Below are 15,914 nucleotides of genomic sequence, written 5' to 3'. Positions count from 1 at the left end.
CCTTGTGGGAGAAGGTGGCATAGGCGGCCTTCCGGCCGCCGTTCTTAAGAACGCCGAAGCGAAGCTTCGGCTACGGCGCCGGATGAGGGGTTCTCTCCACAGGTGAGTTCGCGGAGAGAGACCCCTCACCCGGCTTCGCTACCGCGAAGCCACCCTCTCCCACAAGGGGAGAGGGTGAAAACCGCAGCGAATCCTTTAGAAATTGGGACAATAGTGCCGCCACATTACGGTACTATGCCAGCGACGAATTTTAAGGAGAGCCCGTTCATGGCCGAGATCAAGAAACCCATCGAATACTCGCCGAGCTGGACCTTCTTCGAGGGGCAATGGCACGACGGTAACGTCCCGATCATGGGGCCGCGCACGCATGGCGCCTGGCTGGGCTCGGTCATTTTTGACGGCGCGCGCGCTTTTGAAGGCGTCGCTCCCGATCTCGACCGCCACTGCGCCCGCGCCAATCAATCCGCGATCAATTTTGGCTTGAAGCCGGTCGTCGAGACCGACACCTGGCTGTCGCTCGCGCGTGAAGGCATTGCCCGCTTTGCGCCGAAGGCCGAGCTCTACGTCCGCCCGATGTACTGGGCCGAGAACGGCTCGGGTGGCGGCGTGCTGTTCGACCCCGAAACCACCAACTGGTGCCTGTGCATCTACGAGGCGCCGATGCCGAAGCCGGTCGGTAACGCGATCACGCTGTCGCCGTTCCGCCGGCCGACCGCCGAAAGCGCGCCGGTCGATGCCAAGGCGGCGTGCCTCTACCCGAACAATTCGCGTGCGCTGGCCGAGGCCGCCTCGCGCGGTTTTCAGAACGCCCTGATGCTCGACATGCTCGGCAATGTCGCGGAGTTCGGCAATTCCAACGTGTTCATGGCCAAGGACGGCATCGTCTATACGCCGGCGCCGAACGGCACCTTCCTCAACGGCATCACCCGCCAGCGCGTGATCTCGCTGCTGCGCGGCGACGGCGTCACCGTCGTCGAGGCGACGCTGCGCTATGCCGATTTCCAGACCGCCGACGAGATTTTCTCGACCGGCAACTTTGCAAAAGTCGCGCCCGTCATCCGCATCGACGATCGCCAGCTCCAGCCGGGCCCGTTCTACACCAAGGCGCGAAAGCTCTATTGGGATTTTGCGCACGCGGTGCGGCTGGCGGCTTAGATCTTCCGGAATCGGCTGAACTGGAACGCCTGGGTCGATTTCCACGGCGTGCTGTGGATCTCGCTGTGCGTCTCGATCAGCTCGAATGACGCGCCGAGCTCCACCGCGAGGCTCTTGCCGTCGTAGCGTTGCACCGGCAGGCCGCTGCATTTTTCGGGGCCATCGAGGGCAAACGTGCCGATGATGACCGCTCCGCCGGGGCGGACGGCCGATTGCAGGCGTTCGACATAGGCCGCCCGGTCGCGGGGCTCGGTCAAAAAATGGAACGCCGCGCGGTCGTGCCAGACGTCGTAGGATTTTGTCGGCCGCCACGTCGTGACGTCGGACACGATCCAGTCGACGCTTGACGCGGCCGGACCGATCCGTGCCTTGGCGGCCTCCAGCGCATTGGCGGAGAGGTCGAGCACGGCGAGCGAGCGGTATCCCTCCTGCAACAAACAATCGACCAGCCGCGACGCGCCGCCGCCGATGTCGATGATAGCTGCCGTGGGGTCGGGATTTGCGGCCTTGATTAACGCGAGCGAGATGGCGGGGGAGTCCTGAAACCAGCTCACCTCAGTCTCGCCCTTGGTCGCGTAGACGTTTTCCCAATGGGTGCTGCGGGTGGACATGGGGTGGCTCCGGGATGGTAGTTTTTACCACGCTTTCCGAGCTTGCGGGAGGCGCGATGCCTCTCCAACGTCGTCCTGGCGAAAGCCAGGACCTATTACCCCGAGTGCTCGTGGTGCGACGGGTGGGGGAACAACGATCCCGAAAGCAATTCCCGCTGGTGGTAATGGGTCCTGGCTTTCGCCAGGACGACTGCGGAGAGCGGGCCGCCGCTTACGCGTCCCTCACGGCCCGTACAGCACCAACTCCGTATCCGTGAGATCGGCAAGCCGCGGCGGTTTTGGGCCTTTGAAATATTTCCGCCCGCGGGCCTCGGTGTAGATGCCGGCGAGCCCTGCGATCGGCCCGTTGGAATCGAGGCTCACCGAGATCTTGCCATGCCGCAGCACCACGCGGCCGATGGCGCTCGCGCAGGCGACGTAGTCGGCGATGTCGCGGCAATAGATCAGCTGCATCACCGGCGGCGCGATCCAGCCGCGGCGGATGCGCATCGGTTGCAGGATGAAGGGGAATGCGCCATCCGCCGTGCGGCACACCAGGCTCAGGCAGCCATACCGGGCGTGGCGCGTGAGCAGTTCGACTTCCGCCGCCGATATGTCGTCGATCCCTGTCGCGTCGGCAGAGACGATCTCGACCGCAACGTCGGGTCGTGCCGGTGCCAGCAGTGGGAACGAGAAGAACAATCCGCTGCAATAGGAGCGAAAGCCCTGCGTCTCGATGATCGGCCAGGTCTTGGTCGCCGGGCTGATGTTGAGATAGGTGACGTCCTTGTGCCGCTGCGCGACCTTGGTCAGCATGGTCGCGTAGTTGCGGAAATCAGGCTCAACATACCAGCTCGACAGATTGCACTGGATCGCGGTCTCGCCGCCCTCCTTGCGCGCCGTGTAGAGCAGCAACAGCACGCCGACCGGCGCACCGTCATGATCGAGCATGTAGCCGAAGCGGGGATAGCCTTCTGGCATGTTACGCAACGCCTGGCGCTGCAGACCCTGCATCCAATAGGCGCGGGACCGGCCGAAGCCGCGCGTCAGCAAGTCCGCGACGGCATCGACGTCGGACTCCCTGATTTCGCGGCATCGGACCATGGTCTGCGCCATGTTGGTGTTGCCTGTTCACAAAGCGTTTTCGAGCGAAGTGGATCCCGGTTCGCGTGAAGAAAACGCGTCAAGACAAAAATCCGGGCAGGCCTTTCGGCCTAGCGCCAGCCCTCGCCATGGGCATCGACCGCGACCTGCGGCTGAAGTCCCAAAATGTCGCGGACCTTGGCGGGCCAGGTCGAGAGATCGGTGCCGTGGGTGTGGAACATCGCGACCGCAAGCCGGTCCATGCCGAAGGCGACGCAACCGGTATGCGCGGGCTCGCCATTGGCGTCCTGGATGCCCCAGGTCGTGCCAAAATGCTCGCGGTGATAGTTGAAGCTCATGCAGGCCGTCGGCTGCTCTTCCGAGCGCAGCGGAATCAGGAGCTCGAACTTGAGCTGCTGCTGCTTCTGGCTGACCGCCTTCATCTGGCCGACGCGGCCGAAAAAGGGATCGCTGGCATAGTCGACGCGGAAGGTCAGTCCGAGGTCGCGGGCGATCGCCTGCGCGCGCACCATCCAGCGCTCGCGGAAATCGGCGACGTCGTCGGGGCTGCCGATGCAGACATATTCGCGCATCCGGAACGACTGCAGCCGGTCGAGATGCTTTGACGGTTCGCGGCGGAAGCAATCCGCGGCGACGTCGAAGCGCAGGCCGCCCTTCGGCAACGGGCCGCGGCTCGCCGCGATCGGATAGACGGGATAGCAGGCCGCCGGCGACAGCACGAGGTCGGCGGGGGAGAGCGACGAGGTCCAGTCGCCGCCGGCATCGAAGCGACTCACCGCGGCGTTGATCTCGCGCTCGGTGCCGTGCAGGCCGCAGACGCAGCCGAGCAGGTTCGGAAAGCTCTTGAGATAGCCGGATTTCTCGAGCTGCGTGCGGCTCATCACCGGGGGAAAGCGCATCACCTCGGTGCCGGCTTCGCGATGCCGGCTGATCAGTGCGGCCAGCCGTTCCACCATGTCCTCATAGAGCGCGGTGCGCGCATAGACGCCGTCGGCGCCCATGCGGTGAAACAGTTTTTCCGTGAGATGATCGAGCGGATCGGCGGCGTCAGGCGCGGTGCTGGGCGAACTGGGGAGAACGGCGACGTTCATGGCTTCAATTCCTGCTATCTGATTTTTTCTTCTTGAAGGCTTTGTTGGTCGTTAAGGCGCTTGATCGTGGCGGCTCTTTAGTCGTGAAGGCTGGCGGGCACGCCGCTCATCAGCGTGGAGGTCGCCGCATTGGCGAGAATGCGGTCGTTGTTGATCATGATCGGCGAGGAGAGGATGTCGCGCAGATGGCGGCCCATGGTGAAGTCGCCGTCGTTGCGATAGCCGGAGAGGCCGGTCGTGCGCATTGCATGCATCACGGTCTCGACCGCGAGCTCGGAGGCCTGGACCTTCAGAAGCGTGATCGAGGACTGGAAGTCCAGCGAGCCGAGCGCCCGCTCGTCATGCTCGTGACGGGCAAAAGCACTGACATTCGAGGCGATGAGCGCGCGGAGCCTCGCCAGCGACATTTTTGCGGCGGTGAAGTGCGCGGCGGCCGGGGGCATCTGTCCGCCGGATGAGCGGGCCGCCTTGCGGATGAAAGCCTGCGCACGTTCGACCGCGGCAGCGGCGACGCCGGCCCAGGCCGACGACCAGCACAGATGCGCAAACGGCGTCATGGTCTGGCTGTGGATCTTGTCATAGCCCTCGGGGAAGACGCGATCGGCCGGGCAGTCGACCCGGAGCTCGAACCCGGTCGAGCAGGTGCCGCGCATGCCGAGCGTTTCCCAGCCGAGCGTGCGCTTGAGCGAATAGTCGTCCTTGGCGAGCGCCAGCAGCACCTGGTCGGAGGAGGCGGCATCATTGGCGCGGCGCGCGACGGTCACGAGACCGTCGGCCTCGGCGCCGTAGGAGATTACGGTCGCATCGCGCAGCAGCGAGATCATGTCGTTGTCGTGGCCGACGGCGGCGGCGCTGGAGCGGATGTTGCCGCCGTTCTGCCCTTCGGTGGTGGAGGACGCCAGAAGCCACTGGTCGCGACCGACCCGGCGCATCATGGTTTCCATCCAGGGAATGCCATGGCCGTGGCGAACGATGCAGGCGACCTTGGTCTGGTGCATCGCATAGATCATCGCGGTGGAGGCGCATGCGCGTCCCAGCGTGTAGCAGACGTCGGTGACGTCGTAGATCGAGCCGCCAAAGCCGCCGAACTCGACCGGGATCATGATGCCGAGCAGCTTTTCCTCGCGCGCGACGTCAAATGCCTTGTGCGGAAAGCGGGCTTCGCGGTCCACGGCTTCGGCATCGGCCGCGGCCGCCTTGGCCATCTTGCCGGCGCGTTCGACGAGCGACGGCACCCGGTCCAGAAAGCTCGCCTGGGCGTCGTCGGCAGGTTGAAGGGTTGCTTCACGCACGTTCATGACTGTCCGCCTCTGCTTTGTCGTTCGAGATCGATCGGCATCAGCCGATGCGTGAACGATCATCCGACCATGTTTGCTTGGAACCAGAGGCTACGGATTTAATTCAAATTCGTCGACGAAATTGAGGGTAAACAAAATTCATTCGGAGCGAACAGTTAAGGTCTGGTTTGCAGGCGCCCCCGAATTCCTAACATCGCGTTAGCGATTTCTAAGAAGTCCAATTTTATTCAACGTGAGTCATCGTTTCCTAAGACAGCGCGGCTATGGTGCCGCCCAATTGCCGGACCGGCCCAGGAATCATCGGCCGGGGATAATAAGGGAGCATACAGATGCAGGCGTTCGAGACCGACGTTCAGAATCGCATTATCAAGCTGGTCGCGGGCATCCTCGCGCAGAATTCGCTGTCCGCCGACGTCACCCCGGCCGCGCGCCTCGTCGACATCGGCCTGACCTCGATGGACATGGTCAACCTGATGCTGGGCGTCGAAGCCGAGTTCGACTTCACGATCCCGCAAGGAGAGATCACCCCGGAGAACTTCCAGTCGGTGGACTCGCTGCTGCGCATGGTGGTGAGCCAGTTGCAGCCGGTGAAGGCGGCGTAGTCCGCCTCGCCGGAAGAACTGCGAGCGAGGTACGCGACTGTACCTCCCCGGCGTCGTCCTGGCGAAGGCCAGGGCCCATACCGCGGAATCTATCGATTGCGGATGGTAGTCGTACCGAACGACCAGTCTTCGCCAAACTTCTCCCTGGGGTAATGGGTCCTGGCTTTCGCCAGGACGACACCGAGGGTGTGAAGCGCCTCAGCGCTCCTGATAGTCAGGCCAGCACCATCCCCCGTTCCAAATCCCTCCCAAAACTGGCATAGCTTCTCCCCATACACACGGGTGGAGCATTCATGGCGCAGGCGGTATTGGGCATCATCGGCGGCTCCGGCATTTATGACCTGCCGGGACTCGAAAACGCGCGCGAAGAGGCGATCAAGAGCCCGTGGGGTGAGCCTTCCGCGCCCGTGCGACGCGGCAGCATCGCCGGCCTGCCGATCGTGTTCCTGCCGCGGCACGACAAGGGCCATCGTCTGTCGCCCTCCGACATCAACTATCGCGCCAATATCGACGTGCTGAAGCGCGCCGGCGTGACGTCGTTGATTTCGCTGTCGGCCTGCGGTTCCTTCAAGGAGGAGATGCCGCCGGGCACCTTCGTGCTCGTCGACCAGTTCATCGACCGCACCCACAAGCGCGAGAGCTCGTTCTTCGGCAAAGGTTGCGTCGCGCACGTCTCGATGGCGCATCCGGTGTCGCCGCGGCTGCGCATTCACCTCGCCGCGGCCGCGGACGCCGAAGGCATCGCGATCGCGCGGGGCGGCACCTATGTTTGCATGGAAGGGCCGCAATTCTCGACCTATGCCGAGAGCATGACCTACAAGACGGCAGGCTATTCCGTGATCGGCATGACCAACATGCCCGAGGCCAAGCTCGCGCGCGAAGCGGAGATCTGTTACGCGACCGTCGCCATGGTGACCGATTTCGATTGCTGGCATCCCGACCATGATGCCGTCACGGTCCAGGATATCATCCGCGTGCTGACGTCGAACGCGGACCGCGCGAAAGCGCTGGTGGCCCGGTTGGCCAGGGATTTTCCGCGCGAGCACGAGCCGTGCCCGATCGGCTCCGACCGCGCGCTCGACACCGCCCTGATCACGGCACCGGAGGCGCGCGATCCGGAGCTGTTGAAAAAGCTCGATGCGGTCGCGGGACGCATTCTGCGCGGCTAAGGCTGGAAGTGAGGCGCGATGAAGGTCGACGGCAAGCATTATCGCAGCATCTGGCGCGAGCGCGACGGCTGGTCGGTCGGAGCGATCGATCAGCGCCGGCTGCCGCATGAGTTCATTGTTGCGAAGCTGACCACCTGCGAGGACGCGGCGGTCGCAATCCGCGACATGCTGGTGCGCGGCGCGCCGCTGATCGGAGCGACCGCGGCTTATGGCATGGCGCTCGCGATGCGCGAGGACAGTTCCGATGCCGGCTTGAAGCGTGGCTACGACACCCTCATCGTGACGCGGCCAACGGCGATCAATCTGAAATGGGCGCTGGACGAGATGCGCACAGCGCTTGCGCCAGTCGATCCGGAAGAACGTGCGGAAGCCGCCTACGCGCGCGCCGACGAGATCGCCGAACAGGATGTCGAGATCAACCGGGGCATTGCCCGCAACGGTCTTGCGCTGATCGAGGCGATCGCCGCGAAGAAGCGCGGCGAGACCGTCAATCTGCTGACCCATTGCAATGCCGGCTGGCTTGCGACCGTCGACTGGGGCACCGCAACGGCGCCGATCTATCTCGCGCATGAGCGCGGCATCAAGGTTCATGTCTGGGTCGACGAGACGCGGCCCCGCAACCAGGGCGCCTCGCTCACCGCCTGGGAGCTCGGCCATCACGGCGTGCCGCACACGGTCATCCCCGACAACACCGGCGGTCACCTGATGCAGCACGGCATGGTGGATCTCGCCATCGTCGGCACCGACCGCGTTGCCGCCAATGGCGACGTCTGCAACAAGATCGGCACCTATCTCAAGGCGCTCGCCGCGCACGACAACAACGTGCCGTTCTACGTCGCGCTGCCGTCGCCGACGATCGATTTCGCCGTCAATGATGGCATCAGGGATATTCCGATCGAGCAGCGCAGCGGCACGGAGGTCACCGACATGACCGGCCGCACCGCAGACGGTCGCCTCGAGACGGTGCGCATCGTGCCCAAGGGATCGCCGGTCGCGAACTATGCCTTCGACGTGACACCGGCGCGGCTGGTGACCGGCCTGATCACCGAACGCGGTGTGCTGAAGCCCGACCGCGCGTCGCTCGCGGCCGCGTTTCCGGAGCGGATTGCACGGGCGTAGCCCGGATGGAGCGAAGCGTAATCCGGGGCCGCTGGTCCCGCATTGCGCTGCGCTTCATGCGGGCTACGTCACTACCGCAGCTTCATCCCCGTCGCAGCCTCAAGCTCCGCGATCGCCTGCGCGCCGCTCGTGACCTTGATCGTCGTCATCCCCATCTCGCGCGCCGGCTTCAAATTCACGCCGAGATCGTCGAGATAGACGCACCGTGTCGGATCCACCTTCAGCGTCTCGACCATCATCTGGTAAATGCGCGGGTCGGGCTTGCGCAGGCCGATCTTGGCTGACTCGATGACGTGGTCGAACAGCACCATCACCTCGGCGACGTAAAGTGAGCGCCCGGTCCTGCTGCCGATCGCGTTGGCCGGCAGATTGTTGGTGATGCAGCCGGTCTTGTGCTGCGCCTTGATGCGCTTCAGCGCCTCGACCATTTCCGGCCGAAGGTCGCCCTGCAGCAGCGGCAGCACGTCGCGACCGCGCACCTCGGCGCCGAGCGCGAGCGATTCCGCCGCGAATAAATGATCGAAGGTTTCGATGTCCACTTCGGCGCGCTCGAATTTTGCCCAGGCGTTTTCGAGGTGATTGGCGGCATTGGTGCGCCGGATGATGTCGGCGGGCAGGCCGCGCTCGGTCTCGAACCGCGAAAACGCCTCGAACGGCGAGGTCGTCAGCACACCGCCAAAATCCCAGATCACCGCCTCGATCGCCACTGTCGTATCCTCGCATGTTTCAGACGACGGCTAGCATGCGATTGCGGGCGGGACTAGCCCGAAGCGTTGCGAGCGGCTATGCCAAGTCCCCATGAAGACCGCGAAACTCCTGACCATCGCCGCGCTGCTGCTCGCCGCGCCGGCCCATGCCATCGTCAATGGCGGCACGCCGCAGACGGAGGGCGTTGCGCGCGCGGTCGTCACCATCGTCGGCTCGCGCGGAAACTTCTGCAGCGGCAGCCTGATCGCGCCAAAAATCGTTCTCACGGTCGCGCATTGCGTGCAGCCGGGCGCCGATTACAAGATCGTCGCCACCGGCGCCGACGGCAAACCGGAGCTGCAAAATATCCGCGCGATCGCGATCCATCCCGGCTTCAACATGCAGGCGATGCAGTCGCATCGAGCCACTGCCGATGTCGCGCTGCTGCAGTTGGAAATTCCACTGAAAGGAAAATCGACGGTCGCAGTCGGCACGCCGCAGATTCCAATTCAGGTCGGCAGCCGTTTTACCATCGCCGGCATCGGCGTCACCGTGCGCGGTGACGGCAAGAGCGGCGGTGCGACGCGCGTCGCTAGCCTCGTCGCGACAGGCAAGCCCGGCACGCTCCAGATTCGCCTCGTCGATCCCGTAACTAACGGGAGCAGCGCCGGAATCGGCGCCTGCACCGGGGATTCCGGCGGTCCGGTGATCGAGGACAAGCCAAATGGTCCCGCTATCATCGGTGTCATCAGCTGGTCGACGGGGCCGAACGGCAGCGACGGCTGCGGCGGATTGACCGGCGTCACGCCGCTCACGCTCTATCGCGACTGGATACTGCAGACAGCGCGGAGCTGGGGTGCGGCGTTGTGATTTGATCGCGAATTGATCTATGTCATTTTGCGAAGGAAGCGCGATGGGCGACGATGCCTGTCGCGGAGGAAACGCGCCGTCCGAAAAACGGACGACGGATAAAGAAAGCAAAGCCAACAATGAATGTCGCCGTTCGCTCGGCCACGAGCAAAAAGCAAGCTTCCGAACATTTCGACGTGTTGATCGTCGGCGCCGGCATTTCCGGCATCGGCAGCGCGTATCACCTGACCAAGCAGCTTCCCGGCACGAGCTTCGTTATCCTGGAGACGAAGGAGAGTTTTGGCGGCACCTGGATCACGCATCGCTATCCCGGCATCCGCTCCGACAGCGACCTCCACACCTTCGGCTATCGCTTCAAGCCCTGGGTCGGCCCGCCGATCGCAACCGCCGAAGAGATCCTCGACTACATGAACGACGTGATCGAGGACAACGATCTCGCAAAACACATCCGCTACAAGCACAAGATCAATTCCGCGAGCTGGTCGAGCGAGACAAATCTCTGGACCATCGAAGCCGTCACGACCGATAGCGGCGAACTCAGAATGTTCACCGCAAACTTCCTCTGGATGTGCCAGGGCTATTACCGCCACTCCGAAGGCTACACGCCGGAATGGAAGGGCACCGAGCGCTTCAAGGGCCGCATCGTGCATCCGCAGACCTGGCCGGATGATCTCGATCTCACCAACAAGAAGGTCGTGGTGATCGGCTCCGGCGCGACCGCGGCGACGCTGTTGCCGAGCATCGCCGACAAATGCGCGCACGCCACCATGCTGCAGCGATCGCCGACCTATTTCCGGATCGGCCGCAACGCCATCGAGATCGCGGAAGAGCTGCGCCGGCTGCAAGTCGACGAGGAATGGATCCACGAGATCGTCCGGCGAAAGATCCTGTTCGAGCAGGACGCGTTCACGAAGCTCTGCATCTCCAATCCGGAAGCGGTCAAGAAGGAGCTGATCGGCCAGATCGCTGCGATCCTCGGTCCGGACTATGACGTCGACAAGCATTTTACGCCGAGCTACCGCCCGTGGCGGCAGCGCATCGCCTTTGTGCCTGACGCCGACCTGTTCAAGGGCATTGCCAGCGGCAAGGCGTCCGTCGTCACCGACGAGATCGAATGCTTCGTCGAGAACGGCATCCAGCTCAAATCCGGCAAGCTGCTGGAGGCCGACATCGTCGTCACCGCGACCGGCTTCAATCTCTGCACGCTCGGCGACATCGCCTTCGAGATCGACGGCAAGCCGCTCGATTTCGGCAACACCGTCACCTATCGCGGCATGATGTTCACGGGCGTGCCGAACATGGTCTGGGTGTTCGGCTATTTCCGCGCAAGCTGGACCCTGCGCGTCGATCTCGTCGCCGATTTCGTCTGCCGCCTGCTCGGACACATGAAAAAGAAGGGCGCCAAGAAGGTCGAGGTGAAGCTGCGCCCCGAAGACCACAACATGCCGATCCTGCCCTGGATCGATCCGGAGAACTTCAACCCCGGCTACATGATGCGCAACATGAACCTGTTGCCCAAGCGCGGCGACAAGCCGGAATGGCAGCACAGCCAGGATTACTGGACCGAGAAGGACGAGATCCCGAAGGCGGATCTCGATGATGCGGCGTTTGTTTATAAGTGAGGGCAATGTCGTCCTGGCGAAAGCCAGGACCCATTACCCCAGGGAGAAGATGTGGCGCGAAGTGGTAACCCCGAGTCTTCGTCAAACTGTTTCCCGGGGTAATGGGTCCTGGATCGGCGCGCCGCTTCGCTGCGCTTGTCCGGGACGATGGCGAGATTGTGATCAGGAATTCCGCCTCGTCGCATTCGTCGCCACCGCCGCCGCCGCGGTGCGGTTCTCCACGCCGAGCTTTGCGTAGATCTGCTCCAGGTGCTTGTCCACCGTGCGCGGGCTTAACCCCAAAATTTGCGCGATGTCGCGGTTGGTCTTGCCCTTGCTGAGCCAGGCCAGCACCTCGCCCTCGCGGGTGGTGAGGCCGAGCTCGCTGGAAAATTCCGGCGGCAGTGCGGTGCCGGATTCCTTGGAGAGCCGCAGCAAGACCTCGTTCGGGGCGAGCTCGCCCATGTAATAGAGCCGGAGCTGCGGATTGTCGGGGAGCGAGGCGGCCTGCGCCTTGGCGCCGCTGCGGCCCTTGTTGGCCTGCTCCAGCCATTGCAGCATCGAGGCCGGGAGGCCGATGTCGTCGCTCGCGCTCGCGCCGTGGTGATCGGCCAAAAGCTTCTGCGCCTGCGGCGTCGCCCACAGCACCTTGCCCTGCTTGCTGACCGCAAAAAGAAAACGTCCGGAGACGTCGAGCGCGGCGCGTGCGCTCTGCGTCAGCCGCGCATTGGCGAGATGCACGCGGATGCGCGCCAGCATCTCCTCGATCACGATCGGCTTGGTCACATAATCGACGCCGCCGGCTTCGAGCCCGCGCACGATGTGCTCGGTCTCGGCGAGCCCCGTCATGAAGATCACGGGAACGTTGTCGAGCCCCGAATCGCGCTTCAGCCGCCGGCAGGTCTCGAACCCGTCCATGCCCGGCATCACCGCGTCCAGCAGCACGATGTCGGGCGTGATCTGGTCGACGATGCGCATGGCGCTGGCGCCGTCGAGCGCGACCATCACGGTCATGCCGGCGCCGTCGAGCGCGTCGGTGAGCAACCGCAAGGTTTCCGGCGAGTCGTCGACAACGAGCGCGACGTCGCGCTTCTTCGGCTCAGTGTTCATACGCGTGCAATGTCTTCAATGTGGCCATGTACTGGTCGAGATCGAAGCGGTCGACCAGGAAACGCATCTGCGCGACGAAATCGGCGTGTTCGGGGTGCTCGCTGCCGAGCTCGTCCAGCTTCAACTGGATGCCCTTGACGTAGCCGATCTGGCCGAGGCCGATCAGCTCCTCGATATGCCTCACCGGCGGCCGCGTGCCGACGTCGGGACGCCATAGCGGCACGACGATCTCGTCCGAGCCGTATTGCCATTCGAGCTTGAGGAGCTGCCGGACGGTCTCCAGCAGCTTTGGAATGTCGATCGGCTTCATCAGATAGCCGTCATGGAACGTTTGCGCCAGCGGCGTGCCGTGCGCTTCCAGCGCGCTCGCCGACACCATCAGGATGCGCGCCTGGTGATGACCGTCGGCGCGCAATGTCTCCGCGACCTTCCAGCCGTCCATGCCGGGCATGGAGATGTCGAGCAGGAACAGATCGGGCCGGCAGTGCTGCGCCAGCGCGATGCACCCGGGGCCGTCGGTTGCGCTGAGCAGGATGAATCCGAGCGGCGCCAGCACCTCGCGCAGGAGGTCGCGATGCACGGGGTCGTCGTCGGTGACCAAAATCGTCTTGCGCGCGCCGTGATAGCCGGAGACCGGCGCCGCCACCGGCGCGGTACGGCGGGGATTGGTCACCTCCGACAGCAAAATCTTCACCTTGAACGTGCTGCCGGTCCCGACCGTGCTGGTCACCTTGATGTCGCCGCCCATCACGCCCGCGAGCAGGCGGCTGATGGTGAGCCCCAGCCCGGTGCCGCTCTGCGGCTGCGAGACGCCGAGCGCGCCGCGTTCGAAGGGTGCAAAGATGCGTTCGAGATCGTCGCTGCGAATGCCGGGGCCGGTGTCGGTCACCTCGAACTCGGCGACGGGGCTGCGGTAATGCACCACGAAATTGACGCTGCCGGTCTGCGTGAACTTGATCGCATTGGAGAGCAAATTGATCAAAATCTGCCGCAGCCGTTTTTCGTCGGCATAGACCACGACCGGCAGCACGGCCGGCCGCCGGAACACGAAGTCGATGCCTTTGGCCGCGGCCTGCAGGCGGAACATGCCGACGAGCTGATCCAGGAATTCGCTTAGGCGCACCTCGTCGCGCGACAAATACAGCCGACCCGCCTCGATCTTGGAGATGTCCAGAATGCCGTCGATCAGGCCGGAGAGGTGATCGGCGCTGCGGCGGACGACGCGCACCTGGTCGCGCGGTTTGGTCTGCAGCGTCGCGTCCTGCTCCAGGAGCTGGGCATAGCCGCTGATGGCATTGAGCGGCGAGCGCAGCTCGTGGCTGAGGCCCACCACATAGCGGCTCTTGGCGAGGTTGGCGGATTCGGCGACCTCCTTGGCGCGCTGCAGTTCGGCATCGGTGCGCTTGTGGGCGTCGATCTCCTGGATCAGCAGCGCCGTCTGCCGTCGCGTCTCGGCCTCGGCGGCGCGGCGGCTTTGCTGCGCCAGCACGAACAGCCAGGCGACCACGCCGATGATGATGCTGAGCGAGAAGAACACCTTCCAGAGCACGTTGGAGACGAGCATGTTGTCATGCAGATTCGCCGACGTCTGGAGATAGATCAGCCCCAGCACCAGCGCGACCAGCCCCGCCGCGACCACGAACACGCCGATGTAATGGCCGAACTGCGAATTGATCCGCGCATAGATCGGCTGCGGCAAAATCTTTCCGAGCATGTCGGAGACCTGCGCGCCGGCGCGCGCGTGCGGTTTGCAGAGATCGTGGCAGCGCGCATCGAGTGAGCAGCACAGCGAGCAGATCGGCCCGGCATAGGCCGGACAGGACGCCATGTCCTCCGGTTCGAAGGAGTGCTCGCAGATACAGCACTGGATCTGTTCGATGTTCTGCCAGCTCCGCTTCGGCTTGCGCGCAATGTAGTATTTGCCGTCGGTGGCCCAAGCGATCAGCGGTGCGGCGATGAAGGCCACCGCGAGCGCGATGAAGGCCGACAATGCGCTCGCGACCGGCCCGAACAGGCCGTAGAAGGCGCTGATGGAGATGATTGTCGCGATCGTCATCGCGCCGACGCCGACCGGATTGATGTCGTAGAGATGCGCGCGCTTGAATTCGATCTGCTGCGGCCGCAGCCCGAGCGGCTTGTTGATGACGAGATCGGCCACGAGCGCACCGACCCAGGCGATCGCGACGTTGGAATAGAGCGCCAGCGTCTGCTCCAGCGCCTTGTAGACGCCGATCTCCATCAGCAGCAGCGCCACGATGACGTTGAACACCAGCCAGACCACGCGGCCGGGATGACTATGCGTCAGGCGTGAAAAGAAGTTCGACCAGGCGATCGAGCCGGCATAGGCGTTGGTGACGTTGATCTTGACCTGCGACAGGATCACGAACGTGCCGGTCAGCGCCAGTGCGAGGTCGGGCTGCGAGAGCACGTAGCGGAACGCTTCGAGATACATATGCGCAGGCTCGGCGGCCTCCTCGGGCGGCACGCCATGGCTGAGCGCGAAGAAGGCGAGGAACGACCCCGCCAGCAGTTTGAGCGCGCCGAGCACGATCCAGCCCGGGCCTGCGCTCATCAGCGCGATCCACCAGGATGCCCGCGAGGCGCGCCGGTCGCGCGGCAGGAAGCGCAGAAAGTCGACCTGCTCGCCGATCTGCGCCACCAGCGAGAACACCACCGAGGCTGCGACACCGAACAGCAGCAGGTCGAAATGCCCGTTCAAGTCGCCGTGCTCGCCCGAGAAGTTGCGCCACTCCGCAAAGGAATGCGGATTGGCCCAGGCGATCGCGGCAAAGGGCAGGATGTGCAGCACGATCCACAGCGGCTGCGTCCACAATTGGAAGCGGCTGATCAGCGTGATGCCGTAGGCCACCAAGGGGATGATGACGACGGCGCTGATGAGATAGCCGACAGGCCTCGGAATCCCGAAACACATCTCGAGCGCGGACGCCAGGATCACGGCTTCGATCGCGAAGAAGATGAAGGTGAAGGAGGCGTAGATCAGCGACGTGATGGTCGAGCCGATATAGCCGAAGCCGGCGCCGCGGGTGAGGAGGTCGATGTCGATGCCGCATCTGGCGGCATAATAGGCAATCGGCACGCCGCAGCAGAAGATGATGATGGAGACGACCAGGATCGCGGCAGCCGCGTTGGTGACGCCATAGTTGAGGGTGATGGTGCCGCCGATCGCCTCCATCGCCAGGAACGAGATCGCGCCGAGCGCCGTGTTGGCGACGCGGGCGGCCGACCAGCGGCGCGCGCTCTTGGCGGTGAAGCGCAGCGCGTAGTCTTCCAGCGTCTGGTTGGCGACCCATTGATTGTACTGGCGCCTGACGCGGTCTATTCGCTGCCGCCCTGCCACTCACCCCACTCCTGAGAACCAGCCAGGGCCCTCGCAAATCCCGTACCAAAAGCCTACGTCGGTATTTTGCGGTGCAATATACGCGATCTTGCGTATCTGTGCGCTGCACAAATCCGAGCCATCCTCACCGCACCAATCGCGTGTCCTCGAAACAAGGTGG

The 15,914-nt window shown here is 64.0% G+C and carries 13 protein-coding genes; 6 read left to right on the top strand and 7 right to left on the bottom strand.

Going from position 1 to position 15,914, the window contains the following annotated elements:
• The first annotated feature begins 267 nt into the window (after positions 1-267).
• Positions 268-1,155 (top strand): branched-chain amino acid aminotransferase, encoded by an 888-nt coding sequence (locus C2U70_RS01245; protein ID WP_140976047.1) that lies wholly within the window; start codon positions 268-270, stop codon positions 1,153-1,155.
• On the opposite strand, the gene C2U70_RS01240 is transcribed toward C2U70_RS01245, so the two are convergent.
• From C2U70_RS01240 to C2U70_RS01225, 4 genes are all read right to left on the bottom strand, one after another.
• Entirely contained in the window at positions 1,152-1,766 is a 615-nt protein-coding gene (locus C2U70_RS01240) for a class I SAM-dependent methyltransferase (RefSeq protein ID WP_140976046.1), read from the bottom strand. The two genes, C2U70_RS01245 and C2U70_RS01240, sit on opposite strands and share 4 nt — an antisense overlap.
• A 222-nt stretch (positions 1,767-1,988) precedes the next feature.
• Positions 1,989-2,861, bottom strand: coding sequence for an acyl-CoA acyltransferase (locus tag C2U70_RS01235; RefSeq protein WP_140976045.1), 873 nt, complete (start codon positions 2,859-2,861; stop codon positions 1,989-1,991).
• Between the two features lie 98 nt (positions 2,862-2,959).
• Positions 2,960-3,940, bottom strand: a complete 981-nt coding sequence (locus C2U70_RS01230) for an amino acid--[acyl-carrier-protein] ligase (protein WP_140976044.1) — start codon at positions 3,938-3,940, stop codon at positions 2,960-2,962.
• 77 nt (positions 3,941-4,017) lie between these two features.
• Positions 4,018-5,238 (bottom strand): acyl-CoA dehydrogenase family protein, encoded by a 1,221-nt coding sequence (locus C2U70_RS01225; protein WP_140976043.1) that lies wholly within the window; start codon positions 5,236-5,238, stop codon positions 4,018-4,020.
• Positions 5,239-5,567: 329 nt separating this feature from the next.
• On the opposite strand from C2U70_RS01225, the gene C2U70_RS01220 reads away from it, so the two are divergent.
• The 3 genes from C2U70_RS01220 to mtnA all read left to right on the top strand — a co-directional run bounded on the left by C2U70_RS01220 (position 5,568) and on the right by mtnA (position 8,128).
• On the top strand, positions 5,568-5,840 hold the full coding sequence (locus tag C2U70_RS01220) for a phosphopantetheine-binding protein (protein WP_140976042.1): 273 nt from the start codon (positions 5,568-5,570) through the stop codon (positions 5,838-5,840).
• A gap of 293 nt (positions 5,841-6,133) precedes the next feature.
• A complete protein-coding gene (locus C2U70_RS01210; RefSeq protein WP_140976041.1) occupies positions 6,134-7,009 on the top strand; it encodes an S-methyl-5'-thioadenosine phosphorylase in 876 nt (291 codons plus the stop codon).
• Positions 7,010-7,027: 18 nt separating this feature from the next.
• A complete protein-coding gene (gene mtnA, locus C2U70_RS01205; protein ID WP_140976040.1) occupies positions 7,028-8,128 on the top strand; it encodes an S-methyl-5-thioribose-1-phosphate isomerase in 1,101 nt (366 codons plus the stop codon).
• A 71-nt stretch (positions 8,129-8,199) separates the two neighbouring features.
• Here mtnA and C2U70_RS01200 read toward each other — a convergent pair whose 3' ends face one another.
• Positions 8,200-8,835, bottom strand: coding sequence for an HAD-IA family hydrolase (locus C2U70_RS01200; RefSeq protein ID WP_186293991.1), 636 nt, complete (start codon positions 8,833-8,835; stop codon positions 8,200-8,202).
• Positions 8,836-8,926: 91 nt separating this feature from the next.
• Here C2U70_RS01200 and C2U70_RS01195 point away from each other — a divergent pair, with 91 nt between their 5' ends.
• Complete coding sequence (locus C2U70_RS01195) at positions 8,927-9,685, top strand: S1 family peptidase (protein ID WP_140976039.1); 759 nt, start codon at positions 8,927-8,929, stop codon at positions 9,683-9,685.
• 119 nt (positions 9,686-9,804) lie between these two features.
• Positions 9,805-11,307 (top strand): flavin-containing monooxygenase, encoded by a 1,503-nt coding sequence (locus C2U70_RS01190; RefSeq protein ID WP_246666635.1) that lies wholly within the window; start codon positions 9,805-9,807, stop codon positions 11,305-11,307.
• A 162-nt stretch (positions 11,308-11,469) separates the two neighbouring features.
• Here the strand turns inward: C2U70_RS01190 and C2U70_RS01185 are convergent, their stop codons facing one another.
• Both C2U70_RS01185 and C2U70_RS01180 read right to left on the bottom strand, forming a co-directional pair.
• The gene (locus C2U70_RS01185) at positions 11,470-12,396 is read right to left on the bottom strand and encodes a response regulator transcription factor (RefSeq protein WP_140976037.1); all 927 of its coding nucleotides are present in this window, start codon (positions 12,394-12,396) and stop codon (positions 11,470-11,472) included.
• Positions 12,386-15,754 (bottom strand): hybrid sensor histidine kinase/response regulator, encoded by a 3,369-nt coding sequence (locus C2U70_RS01180; protein WP_140976036.1) that lies wholly within the window; start codon positions 15,752-15,754, stop codon positions 12,386-12,388. Before C2U70_RS01180 ends, C2U70_RS01185 begins: the two co-directional genes overlap by 11 nt.
• Positions 15,755-15,914 lie beyond the last annotated feature (160 nt).

It is taken from the genome of Bradyrhizobium guangdongense, assembly GCF_006483445.1.
Classification (GTDB): Bacteria; Pseudomonadota; Alphaproteobacteria; order Rhizobiales; family Xanthobacteraceae; genus Bradyrhizobium; species Bradyrhizobium guangdongense_A.
The sequence above is the reverse complement of the archived record's forward strand: the minus strand, read 5'-3'. Positions and strand labels throughout refer to the sequence as shown.

Bases quoted from the DNA above. Each gene is read 5' to 3' on its own strand.
- C2U70_RS01245 (WP_140976047.1), top strand. From the start codon at position 268: ATGGCCGAGATCAAGAAACCCATCGAATACTCGCCGAGCTGGACCTTC.
- C2U70_RS01240 (WP_140976046.1), bottom strand. From the start codon at position 1,766: ATGTCCACCCGCAGCACCCATTGGGAAAACGTCTACGCGACCAAGGGC.
- C2U70_RS01235 (WP_140976045.1), bottom strand. From the start codon at position 2,861: ATGGCGCAGACCATGGTCCGATGCCGCGAAATCAGGGAGTCCGACGTC.
- C2U70_RS01230 (WP_140976044.1), bottom strand. From the start codon at position 3,940: ATGAACGTCGCCGTTCTCCCCAGTTCGCCCAGCACCGCGCCTGACGCC.
- C2U70_RS01225 (WP_140976043.1), bottom strand. From the start codon at position 5,238: ATGAACGTGCGTGAAGCAACCCTTCAACCTGCCGACGACGCCCAGGCG.
- C2U70_RS01220 (WP_140976042.1), top strand. From the start codon at position 5,568: ATGCAGGCGTTCGAGACCGACGTTCAGAATCGCATTATCAAGCTGGTC.
- C2U70_RS01210 (WP_140976041.1), top strand. From the start codon at position 6,134: ATGGCGCAGGCGGTATTGGGCATCATCGGCGGCTCCGGCATTTATGAC.
- mtnA (WP_140976040.1), top strand. From the start codon at position 7,028: ATGAAGGTCGACGGCAAGCATTATCGCAGCATCTGGCGCGAGCGCGAC.
- C2U70_RS01195 (WP_140976039.1), top strand. From the start codon at position 8,927: ATGAAGACCGCGAAACTCCTGACCATCGCCGCGCTGCTGCTCGCCGCG.
- C2U70_RS01190 (WP_246666635.1), top strand. From the start codon at position 9,805: ATGAATGTCGCCGTTCGCTCGGCCACGAGCAAAAAGCAAGCTTCCGAA.
- C2U70_RS01185 (WP_140976037.1), bottom strand. From the start codon at position 12,396: ATGAACACTGAGCCGAAGAAGCGCGACGTCGCGCTCGTTGTCGACGAC.